Origin of the sequence: Rhizobium sp. BK512 (assembly GCF_014194915.1) — a bacterium.
Classification (GTDB): Bacteria; Pseudomonadota; Alphaproteobacteria; order Rhizobiales; family Rhizobiaceae; genus Rhizobium.
This window is the reverse complement of the sequence record NZ_JACIAS010000002.1, coordinates 417,776-432,524: the sequence shown is the minus strand read 5'-3', so window position 1 is coordinate 432,524 and position 14,749 is coordinate 417,776. Positions and strand designations below refer to the sequence as shown.

Genomic DNA, 14,749 nt, shown 5'->3' with positions numbered 1-14,749 from the left:
TTTCTTTGTGTCCGCTCGGCGGCGCACGGCACGAACCTCAAACCACCTCGATCTGAAAATCCGCGCCCTCCCAGCGCTGCGCATCTGCCCAGAAAATCGTGAAGTCGATCTTGCCGGGACCAAGCGCCTCCGTTGGCAGGTCGAAGACATGGGTTCCGAAGGCGGTGTCACGGCACGGGCTGTCGGTAGCACTTGCCCAGCAGTCGGTGGACCAGCGCACCAGGGCGGGTGACGGCAGTTCGATGCGCAGCTTGCGTCCGGCCGGCATACGGTCCTGCCGCGCCGTCAGCCGCCAGGAGAAAGGCGCCGGTTCCGGTTTTGCCGCGACATAGCGGGCAAAGGTCTGGGGCGGCATATCGAAGATCACGCCGTCGCGCAGCGATCGCAGCAGCTTGATATGTTCGGCATGCGCCCAGACGAGCGGCATGGCGCTGCCGGAGGGGCGGCCGAGGAAGAGTTCGCGCCGCGGCACGTCTTCGCTGTCCCAGATCTGCTCCGGCAGGAGCCCGCCTTCGCTTGCCGAGGCTTCGAGTGCTGCGAGCATCCGCCGCGCCTCGCCGGCTCGCCCGGCAGCGAGTTCATAATGGGCGCGCTCGCCGGTCAAGAGCGGCCACAGCCGTCCGACACCACTGCCGGCAAAGGGCGCGCCGTCGATGCGCTCGCCATAGCCATCGTCATTGTAGCGATACCAGTAGGGACCGGCAGGAAGGTCGCGGCGCAACTCCGCATCGATCACGGCCACCGTGCCAAGTATGCGCGGATCGTCGGCGGCACGCAGGCCGAAACGTACGAGCGCCAGCGCATCTGGACTGATCAGCAGGTCCGCTTCAAGCACCTCGCCGAGATCGTCCCGATTGCGGATCGGAATGAAGTCACGCCGCAGTGACGGGCTGCTACCATCGGTCGCCGAGGCGATGCGAACATAATAGCCTTCGACGCCGACACGGCGCGACAGCTCGGTATCGGTGGCGTAAGTCCATTCCTCGATGCGCTCGTTCCAGCCGTCAGCCACTTCGCGCAGATAGCGCGCCGCATCCAGCCGCCCGGCCGCTTCCACGGCATCGGCCGCTGCAAGCAGGCCGGCAATCTCGACAGCGAGCGTGAAAGGCGAATAGCCGGCATCCTCCTCCCACCGGTCTTCCTGGGTGGCAGGCCCGTTTCTGACGATATAGCCCGCCGCAGCCTCGATCATCGGCAGATAGCGCCCCCGCTCGGCGGCATCGATTGCGCCTGCGCGCAGCAGCATGTCGTAGAGCAGGATCGGAAAGGCCGTCTCGTCCATCTGGATGCCGTTCCAGTAAGGCCGGCCATCGAGCCAGGCATTCTGCACCCAGTGGCCGTCCCCTTCCTGGATGACGGCGAGATAGTCGAGCACGGAGCGTGCATCCGCTATGGCCCCGGCTGCGAGCAGTCCGCCCGCCGTTTCCACCAGATCGCGCGTCCAGACCAGATGATAGCCGCCAAGGTCGTCATCGCTCTTGCTGAAGCCCCAGGGGATGGAAAGGCTGGCAATGATGGCGCCGGAGGCATCGTCCCGGTGGGTGGCGAGCACGCCGGTGCTGACGCGGTACCGGTTCAGCTGGGTCGGATCATGCGGCTCGTCGAGCGCCAGCAGTCCGGCCTGCCATTCGCGCCAGCCGCTGCGATAATGTTTCAGCGCCGGCTCGACGCCCTGTTCCAGGCTGAGCAGCGTACGCAGGGCCGCCTCCTCCGGCTGCGTGCCGAAACCGATGGCGATCAGCGCCCGTCCCTGGTCTGCTCGGCCCCCGCTTGATTGAATATCCAGTGTCCCCGACAACGCGATGTTCCCGGAGCCGGCATAGCAATATTCCTCCTTCAGTCCCTCGCCGCGCGACAGCGTTTGCCAGCCATCGGAAAAGCCCACATAACCCGCCGAGCGCGCAAGCCAGGGCACAGAGGCGGCGACGGCGAGCGAGCGGCCGGAACCCTCGGCAAAGAGCATCGGCCTGCCCTTGAAATCGGCATACCAGCCGGTGTTGTCTGCGCCGCCATTGACGAGATGCGGAGCGATCAGTGCGTGCAGCCTGTAGTCGGAGAGACTGCCCGTCAAAGCCTCGAAGCGGATGTCCTGCAACACCACTTCGCGCTCCGGGTCCGAAAAGATGGTCTTGGTAATGCGATAGCGACCGTCGCGGGCGGTATTGACCAGGCGGAAGCCCGGAACGCCGTCCTCGATCGCCTGCACGCTGTGATCGGCGTCACGCTTCTCCTCGGAGAAATAGCCCTGCGCGGTAACGATGAAGCCGAAATCGCGCACACAGGCCATGTCGAGCCGCGGCGCGTAGATTTCGTTCACAATGCCGTGGCTCGTGGTGAACCAGACGCAGCTCGCCGAGCTGACTGATGTGCCGACCGCACTCTTGTCGCTGGAGGTCCAGCGGGGCTCGATGCCGGGAGCACCTGGTGGTTCGACGGAACCGGGTGGCAGTGTCGGAAAGGCCAAGTGCTGTTCCTCCGCTTAAGGGTTCTCCACTGAATGCGCTATCCTGAGATGAAATTGGGCGATCCGCAATATACCGGGCTTGACAGCCGGCACCTATCTTGCGCCCGATAGAATGGCGCGGGAAGGATTGAGGCCACCCGGAGAGGAGCGCCAGCATGACGGACATGACGGAAGCACCAGATGCGACTCAGGCAGGCGAGCATGGCAAGGAGGCGGCCGCATCGGCGAGCCGTATCGTGCTTGCCGTCGATATCGGCGGCTCGCATGTGAAGGCGGAACTCAGCAGCGGCAGCGAGCGGCGGTCGGTCGTCTCGGGGCGCGAAATGACGGCGGCAAAGATGGTCGCCGCCCTCAAGGATCTCACCGCCGACTGGCACTATGACGTCGTCGCCATGGGCTATCCCGGCCCCGTCTCCGCCCACCGTGCCGCGGCGGACCCGTTCAACCTTGGTCCGGGATGGAAGGGTTATGATTTCGAGCAGGCCCTCGGCAAACCTGTTCGCATGGTCAATGACGCGCTGATGCAGGCGATCGGCAGTTACGAGGCCGGCCGTATGCTTTTCCTCGGTCTCGGCACCGGCCTCGGCTCGGCCCTGGTCGCGGACAATGTCTGCCTGCCTTTGGAACTGGCGCATATGCCCTACAGGAAGAAGACCTTCGAAGACTACGTCGGCGAACGCGGCCTGGAAGGTCGCGGCAAGAGCAAATGGCGAAAATCGGTCTTCGACGTTGCCGATCGCCTGAGTGCTGCTCTGTTGCCCGACTATATCGTCATCGGCGGCGGCAATGTCGAAAAGCTGAAGGATTTGCCCCCGAAGTGCCGGCGCGGCAACAATGACAATGCTTTCCGCGGCGGTTTCCGTGTCTGGCTGGACGATAGCCTGCGGCTTTGAATTCAGTCTCTGGCGATGGTCATGACCTGATCGAACCCCAGACCAGTTTGGTCTTGACCGTGAAACTGAGTTTTCCGGCAGAGGCATAGGGGGCGAGAATTTCCCTGATCTCCCCATCGAAAGCCGTCATCCTGTCGCCGAGGCGCGATGGCGCGAATGTATCGCGCGATTGCTGGCAGCGGATAAAGTCTTCGACGCTTTGCTCAAACGGGGCGGACAGAAAGCTCTCGGAACCATCGATGTCGAGGAACGCCTTGTAAGCCGACCAGCTCTCTTCCTTGCCGACGGGATCGAAGGCTCTGCCCGTCATGGCCGGAACCCACCTTGCAAGAAACGAGTGCCAATCGGCCTCCCAGGCAGGTTGGAAGGGCGCATCTCCTGAAATCACGGCCACGTAGTGATCGGCAGCGGCATAGGTTTTCAGCCGCGAGAAAAGGCGCCGGTGATCCATCCAGTGAATGCTGGCGGCGGCGACGATGAGATCGGGACGATCGGGGATGTCGATATCCTCGGCGAAACCCACGATCCAGTGAAGATTGCGGGCCCGGCCGTCTTCCAGGCTCTGACCGAGTTCGATCATGTGGCGGGACGGATCGACAGCTATGATCTTGTCGAAATGCCGCGAGAGAGGTCGCGAAACCTTGCCGGGGCCGCAGCCTATATCCAGCAGACAGCCACGTTTCGGCGCGATGGCCAGCAGCTTCTCGTAGACCGCCTCGGGATAAGGCGGACGATAGCGATAGTTGCTGACGACATCGGCATCCTCGAAGGAAGACCCTGCACGCGCATGCTCGACCATGGTAGGCTCCGCCTCTAGTGACAGTCGAGAACCATCCGATAATTCAAGAAGATGTCAGTATGGTAACAAGCGCGACGGAGGGCTGCAAAATCGAGCGTCTCCAGGGCCGGATAAACGGTGCATTCGTTTTCAGGCCAGATGCGGGCGAGACCGGCGTCGTCGTGCTCGGCGGTTCCAGCGGCAGGGTCGATACCGACCGCGCCAGGCTCTTTGCCGAGGCCGGCGCAAAGGCATTGGCGTTGCAATGGTTCGGCGCAATGGGGCAACCGCCTGGAATCTGCGAAATCCCGTTGGAGACCTTCTGTGAGGCAATCGACTATCTGATCTCGCGGGGATGCCGGCGCATCGTCTTCGTCGGGACATCGAAAGGCGCAGAAGCCGCGTTGCTCGTCGCGATCCGGGACCCGCGCATCAACGCCGTTGTCGCGATCAGCCCAACCGCCTTCGTCTGGGGTAATATCGGCCCCGGCAAAGACGGCGTGGAATGGCCCGAACGCTCGTCCTGGTCCTGGAAGGGAGAGCCGCTGGATTTCGTTTCCGCCGACACTGCCTGGGAGCGGGACTATCGCGACGGGCTGATATCCTATCGTTCCTTTTTCGAAAAATGCCTGAAGACGGACCAAGAGACCCTGGGGCGGGCCGAGATCCCCATCGAGAAAACCGCCGCAGAGCTCATCCTCGTGGCCGGTGGTGATGATGCGCTCTGGCCATCGGAGAGGTTCGCACGCGAGCTTGCCAGCCGGCGTGAACGAAGCGGCAGGCCGGTGTCACTGGTCGTTGACGCCGAGGCCGGCCATCGTGTGCTGCTCCCGGGCGAGACGACGCCTCGCTCCAGCCTTCGTACTCATGGCGGCAGCGACATTGCGGATGCAAGGCTTGGCCAGATGGCGTGGGCGGCGATAGAAGCCGCTTTATCGCCAGGGGATTGATGGCCTGGCACCGGTCAGGCGGAAAGCTGCAGCAGGATCGCACTTGCCGCCATCAGCACCACCACAATCCATGGCGGCGCCTTCCAGATGACCAGCAGAAGAAAGCCAGTCAAGGCAAGAGCAAAATCCGCCGATGTCAGGACCGCGCTCGTCCATACTGGATTGTAGAGCGCTGCACCGAGCAGGCCGACCACGGCGGCATTTGCGCCACGCATGGCCGCCTGCGCCAGTGGATAGGCGCTGAGCCTGTCCCAGAAAGGAAGGGTACCGAGCAGCAGCAGAAAACCGGGCAGGAAGATCGCCACCAAGGCGATCGCTGCGCCCGCGACACCGTTGGGAGCCGGCGCCACAACCGCCCCGAGATAGGCCGAGAAGGTAAAGAGCGGCCCAGGCACCGCCTGCGCGACGCCGTAACCGGCGAGAAACGCGTTTTCCGAAACCCAGCCCGGTCTCACAACCTCCGCCTCGAGCAGCGGCAGGACGACATGGCCGCCGCCGAACACCAGCGCGCCCGAGCGATAGAAGGCATCGAAGAGGCGCAGCCCCTGGGAATCGAAGGCAGCGACGACAAGTGGCAATCCGAACAGCAGGAGCAGAAACGCCAGCAGGCAGACAATGCCGGTTGATCGCGATATTCCGAACGAAAAACCCGCCTTGTGCTCGACGGCGGCCTGGCGACAAAGGATGAGCCCGGCAATTGCACCCAGGGCGATGGCGGCGAGCTGGCCGAGCGCGCCCGCGGCTGTCACGATGAAGATCGCGGCCAGCGCAATGGCGGCGCGTGGCTTGTCGGGTGTCAGCGATCGCGCCATGCCCCAGACAGCCTGTGCCACGACGGCGACAGCAACGAGCTTCAATCCGTGCAGCAGTCCCTGTCCAAGAGGATTGTCGAGCGCGGTGGCGGCGGTTGCGAAGATGAAGAGGATCAGCGCGGACGGAAGCGTGAATGCACTCCATGCCGCAAGCGCGCCCAGCGGCCCACCGCGCAAGAGGCCCATGGCAAAACCGACCTGGCTCGATGCGGGACCGGGAAGGAACTGACAGAGTGCAACGAGATCGGCATAGCCTTTCTCGTCGATCCATTTCCGCCGCGTCACGAGCTCGTTGCGGAAATAGCCGAGATGCGCGATCGGTCCGCCGAACGATGTGAGGCCAAGCTTCAGAAAGGCGCCGAACACCTCCGCAGGCGTACCTGCCGGTGGAGCCGCTGTCTTCTCCCTGGTCATTTCATTCGCATCCACGCCAATATCCCCCATTGTCCGCCCCGTATCCTCATCATTAATGACGGCGCGATGACAACAGGCGATTTTCGATATCTGTCAAATAGCGGTCGCGGCCCCGGTGCCCGCGGCCGCGAGGCTGAACCGCGGCCGGGCGTTCATGTCGATGGCGGCATGGACTGGATTGCCTGACGGACCCGCGCTCTGGCAGGCAGCGTCATGGCGATGACGCTGGCCATGATGCAGGCAAGCCCAAGGCCTGCCGTCGAAGACAGCGTTTCGCCGAGGAAGACGACGCCGATTGCAACGCCGATCGGCACCCTGAGATAGGCCTGGGCCGTCGCGCCGACCGAACCGAGTGTCTGCACGAGCCGGAAGTAGATCACAAAGGCGAGCGCCGTCGAGAAGACTGCGAGGGCAAGGAGCGCGAAGATCGAATCGAGGCTCGGGCTCAATTTCCACGGGGCATCGATGACGATGCTGATGGGGATGAGGATCACCGCCCCTGCGAGCAACGAACCGGCGGCCGGCATCATCGGATCAAGCCCCCTGAAATTCCGTCCGAAGACGGCAGCGCCCGCATAGCAGATCGTGGCGGCAACGATTGCGAGCTGCGCCCAGAGCCCCTGCCCCAGAGTGCCGAGCGCGCCAAGGCCAATGACCAGCGCGGTGCCGGCCAATCCCGCCGACACGCCGAACAGTTTGCGGCCTGTGAGGGCCTCGTGCCGGGTAACCAGTGCCGTGATCAGAAAGGCGAAGATGGGCGTCGTCGAATTCAGGATCGCCGCCAGGCCCGCATCCGTCGTCCGCTCGGCCCAGGCGATCAGCGTGAAGGGCAGGACGCTGTTGAGGCAGGCCTGAAAAAGAAAATAGGTCCAGGTCTTTCGGTCGCGGGGCAGCTTGAGGCCACGCCAGCTGATGATGGCGAGAAGCAGCACGCCGGCAACGAGTGTTCGTGCGGCCACCAGTGTCAGCGGCGGGATGGTTTCGACGCCGATCTTGATGAAGGTATAGGAGGCTCCCCAGAGCGTCGAAAGCGTGAGCAGCAGCGCCAGTTCCATTGTCATCGTCGCCGTCTTTTCCATCGCAGTCCCATTCGTCAGCCGTGCAAAACCGACTGCCTGTTTAACGGGTGCGGGCGCGAAATGCTTCGATACGGGCCGAACTGTCGATTGAAAAGAAAGGCTTGGCGGGACGCGCGCGGATCATGGCGCGCGCCCCAATGTTTTCGATGCCTTTAGCCTTGTCACTGAGCGGCGAGCGGAGCGGCTGGAGCCGCACGCGTCACCGGCGGCGGGTTCCACTTGCCGATCAGCGCCGTCCCCTTCGGCGCGTAAAGCCGCATCGTCAGATTGTACGGGCCGTTCGGCGCCGGCAGCCAGTTCCATTCCTTGTCCTTGCCGGGGCTTTCCGTCTGGAAGTAGAGGTCGAGCGAGCCGTCGGCGTTGTACTGGAACGGCATCCAGCTGCTGACGGCGAACCGGTTGAGCGGATTGGCGACCTGGAAACCGTCATTGTCATAGAGGGTGACAGACCAGAAAGCATTGACCGGCGGGATCTCCTCCTTCTCGAAATGGAGCGTGTAATTGCTTCGTCCATCGAGCGGGTTGCCGCTTTCATCCGCAAGGTTGAGCGGATAGATGGCGTCTTCGGGCAGATTGGCGCCAAGCCCCTGCTGCGCCACGATCGCCCGTTTCAGGTAGTAATTGCCGTAGACGCCCATCGTGTCGGTATTCATCGACCAGCCGTTGACCACGCGGGCCGATGTCTTCAGCTTCCAGCCCATCAGTGCCTGCCCATCCTGTGGCGCCGTCTTCAAGGCGTTCTGGACGACAGGATCGGCCTTGGAAAGATCGAAGCTCTTCCCGGGCTCGATGCCGATCCGCTTCATGCGGGCAATGATCGGCTGATCGGTGCTGTGCGGCGGATGAAGTTTCAGGAGTTCGGCAGCATAGGCGAAATAATCTTCCGCCGACGCCGTGTCGACCTGCGTCTTCGGTGGCGTCTTCATGTCGATGGATGGGTCTATCTTGACCGCGGCCGGCTTGGCGTCCGTACCCCACTGCGACAGCGGGGTGATCTTGTAACCGTCCTGGATCTTGTGGACGGTATCGTAATCATTGGGGCCATCGGTCTTGGTGCGGCCGATGATCCAGACATAGGGCGTCGGAGCATCGATCCGTTCGGTCCCCTCCGGCAGCTTGAATTCGCCGAACGTGTCGCGAAGTTCTGGCCTCCAGCCGGGCGGTGCGACCAGGAAGTTTCCGGCGGATGTCCCGGTCGTGCGCCAGCCCGGCGCGGCAAACACATCCGTCCACATGTCCAGCATCGGCAACAGATAGTAGCGGCCAGCCGTATCCGGCGCGGTCACGACCACCGGCTCCTTCGTCAGATCGAGCCAGCCGCTCGAATAGAGCGTATCGAAATTCGGCCGCACCACGGCTTTCATATCTGCGGCCGGAAATGCGCGCACATTGTCGAACCGGTTGGGCGGCCCGCCGATCGCCCCTTCCTTCGCTTCCATGTTGGTCAGCTGTTTGCGCGTAATATCCATCGTTATCAGCGGATAGAAGTAGACATAGGCCTCGATGCCGATCTGCCGCGCTTCCTCTTCCGTCAGAGAAGCGGCCGCGGCCTCCTGTGCAGCCGGAATGGCCATCGAAGCGATTGCCAGAAATGCGAACGACATAGGTGTCCGCAATAGGCTTTTGATTCCAAACTGGATTGTCATGTGCGTTTCCCCCGGAACGAAATGTAGAACGTGGCAGGACTTCGATTGACGTCGGGCATCGCTGGCAAGACCAGGATGCAAAGATACTGGGGACCTACTGGCGACCCATGAAAAGCGAAACATACCGGGCGTATATCCGGAAGTACGTTACAGTAAACGGCGCCGTAAATGGCCGGGATACAGAGCTTTGTGCTTCTGTCGGGTGCAGGCTATTGGCTTTCCTTGAAGACCCTTCCGCAAATGTCAGGTGAATGCCATAACTCGATTCCTGACACGGAGGAGGACGACATGACTGAAATGACGGTTCTTGCATTTGCGCTTGTGGCATTCATCGGCATCGCCACACCCGGCCCGACCGTGCTTCTCGCCCTGACGAACGGCTCGAAATTCGGAGTGCGCCGGGCGATGTCGGGCATGATTGGCGCTGTCATGTCCGACTTCGTGCTGATCGGTGCGGTTGCCCTCGGGCTCGGTGCTCTGCTGGCTGCCTCGGAATTCTGGTTCACTGTCGTCAAATGGGTCGGTGTCTGCTACCTCGCCTTCCTCGGCGTCATGCTGTTGCGCTCGAAGGGAACGCTTGACGTCTCGATGCGCTCTGAAAGCGGCAACACGTCCGCTTCGCCGGTGACGATCTTCCTCAAGAGCTTCCTTGTCGCCGTCACCAATCCCAAGGGCTATCTCTTCTTCTCGGCCTTTCTGCCGCAGTTTATCGACCCCGCGGGTCCGCAGATCGAGCAATATGCCGTGCTCGCCCTCGTCTTCGCTGCCATCGATTTCATGGTCATGTTCGGTTACGCGTTGCTTGGCTCGCAGGCCGTCCGGCTGCTCAGGAAATCGGGCGCGCTCTGGCTCGACCGGATCTGCGGCGGTGCCCTGCTGACGCTTGCCGGCTCGCTGGCGCTCTATCGGCGGGCGACCACCTGACAGCCTGCCGATTTACAGCGAGTTTACGGTAACGTACTTATCCGCGCTCTCGCGATCTGCATTCAATGGCCCTGAGGGGACGCCATTTCGGCGGCCGTAACAGGAGGGCTCATACATGCCTGGAGTATGGAGACTGGCAGGTGCGGTGGCGATTGCCGTCATCGCCGGGACGTGTGCCGCCAAGGCCGACACGGTCAGCTATGCCGATGCGATCACTGTGCTGGCGAAGGATTGCGGCAGCGATATCAAGAAACTCTGCAAGGGGCTGAACCTCGGCAATAACCGCATTGCCGATTGCCTGGCGCAGAATTCCGCCAAGGTCTCGCCGACCTGCACATCGACGCTGGCAAGCGTTGCAGCGTCGATCCAGAAACGCGAGCAGGCGCAGACGAGCTACAAGCAGGTCTGCGCAACCGATATGGCGCGGCGCTGCAACGGCGTCAAAGGCGACGGCTACATTCTCGCCTGCCTTGCCGGCAAGACGAAAACGATCAGCAAGCAATGCAGCCAGACGATCACCGATGCGGGCTGGAGGTAAGATCATGACCATGAGAAAAACCGCCCTCGCCGGCTTTGCCGCGGCCTTCCTTCTACCCGCCCTTGCACTGGCCCAGCAGGTTTCCGAGCAGCGCATCATCACCGGCCTCGGCAAGCTGCAGGGTGCTGCCCCGATCGTCGATGTCGAGATCCTGCGGCAGGAGGCCATGAACGGCTCCGGCAAGCAGATGTCCGGCCTGCCGAACTGGAGCAAGGTCGCGCGCCTGCCGCAGATGGTGGTCGAGATCGCCTTCGCCAACGACTCCGTTGCCATCGAGCCGGAATCCTACCGCACGCTCGGCATGATCGCCGATGCGCTGCACCACCCGAACCTCTGGGCTTACAAGTTCCTCGTCGTCGGCCATACGAGCTCGACCGGAACCGACCAGCACAATCTCGATCTCAGCCAGCAGCGTGCCGATGCGATCAAGGAGATCCTGTCGACCACATTCGCCGTCGATCCCGGCCGTCTCTATGCGGTCGGCGTCGGCGAATATTTCCCGATCGACGGCTCGAAATCGGAAGCCGCCAACAACAGGCGCGTCCAGCTCTACAATCTCGGCGTCTTCACGAAAAAGCCGTGAGGCTCAAAATGCCGGCGTCGTCGTCGCCGGCATTCCTGTCTGCTAGCCTTCGTGCTGGCGCGAATGGGCGCGCCAGGGCTTTGCGGGCATGGCAGGGCCGCCAGCCGCATCGCAGGGAATATGGTTCGGCTCGTGTCACCATCAGGTGATGCTGCCGAAAATCCTATTTCTGCACCGCTTCGCCGGCATCCGAGCGTTCTCCCATGCGCGCCACGAGCAGCGAATAGGCCACGTAATATTTGTAGATATTGCTGACATACTGGACCGTCTCTCGGCCGACGATCTCGGAAGCGGCATTCTCCACATTGCCGAACCAGATATTGGGATCGAGGCCCATGGCCTTGGCCTTCTCCCGGAACTTGTGCAGATTGCCAGGCCCGGCATTATAGGCCGCAAAGGCGAAAAGTTGCCGGTCCTTGGGCGTGAGCCCCTCATCATCGATATAGGTATCGATCAGGTGGCGCAGATATTTGGCGCCTGCCTCGACATTGCGATCAGGGTCTTTGTCGATGCCGCTGATGCCGATCACCTTGTCCTTCGCCGTCGAAGGCAGCATCTGCATGATGCCGACGGCGCCGCGCGGCGAGCGACGCGACTGGTCGAGCTGCGATTCCTGATAGCCTTGCGCCATCAGCATCAGATAGTCGAACGAATAGCTGCCGCCATATTTGCGGAAGATTTCGGTGAGCGTCTGGAAACGTGCGACATCGGAGGGCGAGTAGGCGCGTTTGACGATCTTGTCCTGCTTGTAGAAGGTGTTGCGCAGGATGTTGCCGAAGGTCGTGCCAACTTTGTGGGTGGCGACGAAGGCATTGAGGTCCGCCTTCAGCTTCGGGCTGTTCTTGCGGATTGCCCAGGCTATCCTGCCCTGCGATGACAGGACGATGTCGTGGCGCACCTTCATGTCGCCAAAGACGTGCGTCCAGATATCGGCCTTGTAGGCATCGACCGTCGTGAAGGGCAAAAGGTCGGCATTGACCATCTCCATCAGGTCCTCGTCTTCGAGGCTCTCATCCATCAGGTCGATGATGATCTCGGGCTTGCCCGCCGCGGCCAGCGCCTTGTTGCGCGCCAGAAGATGTTCGTAATAGCTGCTCGAGGCGCGCACCGCGATATGCTGGCCGGAGAGATCGTCAAGGCTGGCAATCGCCGGGCTGTTCGGGGCGCTCACCAGCACTTCCTCGGCATTTTCATAGAGCGGATCGGCAAAATCCACCTGCGTCAGCCGCTCGTCGGTAATCGTCAGATTGGCCATGACGATATCGCCATAGCCTTCGTTCAACGCGTCGAGCAACCTGTCGCGCGGCATCGGCACGAAGACGATGGTGATGTGGTCGATCTGCTTCTTGCGGTCCTTGTTCAGGACCTTTTCAAGCTCCAGCCCGAATTGCACCGCCGTGCCGTACTGGCGACCCTTGTCGACGAAATAGATCGTCTTGCTGTAGGGCACGAGCACACGCACGATCCGGCGCTCCTTCATCGCGTCGAGATCGATCACATGCTTGTCGATGAGGGCCGGTTTCTCAAGCGGTGCCGGGGTCTCGGCCAGAGCAGCCCTGGTCCCCAGCGATACGGCAGCCAGAACGAGGACGAACAATACCTTCAAAAACGAGCTCATCGAGGCCTCCCCAGCATCGGCCATGAACGCATTCTATCGCTGCGGTTTTGATCTTATCCGCCGCGGGAGCTCCGGCCGCACTCCCGCGACGGTCTTGCGAGACCTATTGCGGCGTGAGCCGCTCAAGATCATTCAGCCGTTTCAGCGCCGCTTCCTGCCGCAGAAGGCTGTAGTTGATGCCGCTCGCATTCAGCGAACTGCCCTCCTGATAGGGGTATTGGTTGAAGTCGGAGAAGAATTCCTTGATCTTGCCCTGCACCGGCACGATCAGCCACATGTTGCGGGCAAGGAATTCGATGGCGCCGCCACCCTCCTTCAATCCGCGCTCATAAGGGTCCATGCGCAGATTGGCGATGCTGGCCCAGGCGGGCACCTCGCGCGTTGCCGTGGCGATGTTGCCTTCGCTATTGACCGCGAAGCTGAGCTTCCAGTCGTTCCACCTGATGGCGTTGAGATTGCCGCCCTGATCGAAATAATAGACGGAATCGCGCGGGCCGGATTTGACTTCGCCTTTCAGCATCGGCAGCAGATTGTAGCCATCGAGATGCACCTTGAAGTTCTTGGCGCCGGAGGCGAAGCCGACCTTCATCTGCTCCTTGAGATCGTCCATGCCGGCCGCCGCTGCGAATGTCGGCATCCAGTCCATCAGCGTGACGATGTCGTTGACCTCGGTTCCGGGCTTCACGACGCCCGGCCAGCGCACCATCATCGGAATGCGGAAACCGCCTTCCCATGTCGTGCCTTTTTCGCCATGGAACATGGTCATGGCGCCATCGGGCCAAAGCGCGATCTCCGCGCCGTTATCGGTCGTATAGAGAACGATCGTGTTCTCGGCGATCCCGAGTTCGTCGAGCTGGTCGAGCAGTTGGCCGACATGGCCGTCATGCTCCACCATGCCGTCGGCGTGGATGCCCTTGCCGGTCTTGCCGAGGGAGTCTGCCTTCAGGTGGGTGAAGACATGCATGCGGGTCGAGTTGAACCAGCAGAAGAAGGGCTTTTCGGCCTTGGCCTGCCGGCCGATGAAATCCTTGGCGGCGGCGAGGAATTCTTCATCCACCGTCTCCATACGCTTGGTATTGAGCGCGCCGGTATCCTCGATCTTGCCGTCCGCCGTCGATTTGATCACGCCGCGCGGGCCGAACTGCCGACGGAAGGCCGGGTCCTTGGGATAGAAATAGCCCTCCGGCTCTTCCTCGGCATTGAGGTGATAGAGATTGCCGAAGAACTCGTCGAAACCGTGCTTGGTCGGCAGATGCTGGTCCTGGTCGCCCAGATGGTTCTTGCCGAACTGGCCGGTGGCATAACCCTTCGTCTTCATCACATCGGCAATGGTCGGCATCCAGTCCTGTATGCCATGCGGGTCGCCCGGCATGCCGATCGTCAGCAAGCCCGTGCGGAACGGCTCCTGCCCGAGGATGAAGGAGGCACGCCCGGCCGTGCAGCTCTGCTGGCCGTAGGAATCCGTAAAGATCGCCCCTTCCCGGGCAATACGGTCGATATTCGGCGTGCGATAGCCCATCAGTCCCATCGTATAGGCACTGATCTGCGGAATGCCGATATCGTCGCCGAAGATGACGAGAATGTTCGGCGGCTTCGTGGAACCGCCGGTCTGGCTGGCCGTGTTCTGTTGCGTCTGGGCGACCGCCGGCCCGCTCGCAGCTGAAACGGCAAGAGCCGTGAGCGCCAGCGACGTTCCGCCCAGCAGAAGATCACGGCGGCTGACGGGAACGATCGGGTCATCCTGCTTCTGAATATCGACGTCTTTCATCGAATTTTCTCCTTGAGATGAAACCTGCACGGGAATGCTTTGCCAATTTCCGTGATCGCGGAAGTACGTTACGGTAAACATTGGCCGTAAACTTACGCTGAGCCGAACGGCACTTGAGCTTCATGACGTCATCCTCGGCGCCGGTGCCATCGAGGCGCAGGGCGGCGATGAAGTTGCGGCCCGGGACGGTCTGGATCCAGTTGCTGTCGGGCGCTTCTGCAGGTCTAATGGCTCCGAAAGCCGTTGACAGATGGCAGCAACTGCCTTTCCTCCGGCATCGAT

12 protein-coding genes are annotated in these 14,749 nt (G+C 61.9%); 5 read left to right on the top strand and 7 right to left on the bottom strand.

Annotation, left to right across the window (positions count from 1 at the left end; translation table 11 throughout):
* Positions 1 to 37: 37 nt before the first annotated feature.
* Positions 38 to 2,464: a glucan 1,4-alpha-glucosidase gene (locus tag FHX06_RS08090; protein ID WP_183878877.1), complete on the bottom strand. Its 2,427-nt coding sequence runs from the start codon at positions 2,462 to 2,464 to the stop codon at positions 38 to 40.
* A gap of 164 nt (positions 2,465 to 2,628) precedes the next feature.
* On the opposite strand from FHX06_RS08090, the gene FHX06_RS08085 reads away from it, so the two are divergent.
* The gene (locus FHX06_RS08085) at positions 2,629 to 3,357 is read left to right on the top strand and encodes an ROK family protein (protein ID WP_183879233.1); all 729 of its coding nucleotides are present in this window, start codon (positions 2,629 to 2,631) and stop codon (positions 3,355 to 3,357) included.
* 19 nt (positions 3,358 to 3,376) lie between these two features.
* Here FHX06_RS08085 and FHX06_RS08080 read toward each other — a convergent pair whose 3' ends face one another.
* Positions 3,377 to 4,156 carry a class I SAM-dependent methyltransferase gene (locus tag FHX06_RS08080; RefSeq protein WP_183878875.1) on the bottom strand — a complete coding sequence of 260 codons (780 nt, stop codon included), beginning with the start codon at positions 4,154 to 4,156 and terminating at the stop codon, positions 3,377 to 3,379.
* Positions 4,157 to 4,215: 59 nt separating this feature from the next.
* On the opposite strand from FHX06_RS08080, the gene FHX06_RS08075 reads away from it, so the two are divergent.
* Entirely contained in the window at positions 4,216 to 5,085 is an 870-nt protein-coding gene (locus FHX06_RS08075; RefSeq protein WP_183878873.1) for an alpha/beta fold hydrolase, read from the top strand.
* Between the two features lie 14 nt (positions 5,086 to 5,099).
* Here the strand turns inward: FHX06_RS08075 and chrA are convergent, their stop codons facing one another.
* The 3 genes from chrA to FHX06_RS08060 form a co-directional block, all read right to left on the bottom strand.
* A complete protein-coding gene (gene chrA, locus FHX06_RS08070; RefSeq protein WP_183878871.1) occupies positions 5,100 to 6,311 on the bottom strand; it encodes a chromate efflux transporter in 1,212 nt (403 codons plus the stop codon).
* Positions 6,312 to 6,463: 152 nt separating this feature from the next.
* Positions 6,464 to 7,390, bottom strand: coding sequence for a DMT family transporter (locus FHX06_RS08065; protein WP_113210391.1), 927 nt, complete (start codon positions 7,388 to 7,390; stop codon positions 6,464 to 6,466).
* Between the two features lie 161 nt (positions 7,391 to 7,551).
* On the bottom strand, positions 7,552 to 8,994 hold the full coding sequence (locus tag FHX06_RS08060) for a DUF1254 domain-containing protein (RefSeq protein ID WP_246715518.1): 1,443 nt from the start codon (positions 8,992 to 8,994) through the stop codon (positions 7,552 to 7,554).
* Positions 8,995 to 9,324: 330 nt separating this feature from the next.
* Here FHX06_RS08060 and FHX06_RS08055 point away from each other — a divergent pair, with 330 nt between their 5' ends.
* The 3 genes from FHX06_RS08055 to FHX06_RS08045 all read left to right on the top strand — a co-directional run bounded on the left by FHX06_RS08055 (position 9,325) and on the right by FHX06_RS08045 (position 11,081).
* Positions 9,325 to 9,960: a LysE family translocator gene (locus FHX06_RS08055; protein ID WP_113202518.1), complete on the top strand. Its 636-nt coding sequence runs from the start codon at positions 9,325 to 9,327 to the stop codon at positions 9,958 to 9,960.
* Positions 9,961 to 10,075: 115 nt separating this feature from the next.
* Positions 10,076 to 10,498, top strand: a complete 423-nt coding sequence (locus FHX06_RS08050; protein ID WP_112547357.1) for a hypothetical protein — start codon at positions 10,076 to 10,078, stop codon at positions 10,496 to 10,498.
* Between the two features lie 4 nt (positions 10,499 to 10,502).
* Entirely contained in the window at positions 10,503 to 11,081 is a 579-nt protein-coding gene (locus tag FHX06_RS08045; RefSeq protein WP_113015771.1) for an OmpA family protein, read from the top strand.
* Positions 11,082 to 11,244: 163 nt separating this feature from the next.
* Here FHX06_RS08045 and FHX06_RS08040 read toward each other — a convergent pair whose 3' ends face one another.
* Positions 11,245 to 12,699 (bottom strand): transglycosylase SLT domain-containing protein, encoded by a 1,455-nt coding sequence (locus tag FHX06_RS08040; RefSeq protein ID WP_246715517.1) that lies wholly within the window; start codon positions 12,697 to 12,699, stop codon positions 11,245 to 11,247.
* Positions 12,700 to 12,802: 103 nt separating this feature from the next.
* Complete coding sequence (locus tag FHX06_RS08035; RefSeq protein ID WP_113015769.1) at positions 12,803 to 14,467, bottom strand: arylsulfatase; 1,665 nt, start codon at positions 14,465 to 14,467, stop codon at positions 12,803 to 12,805.
* Positions 14,468 to 14,749: the final 282 nt, after the last annotated feature.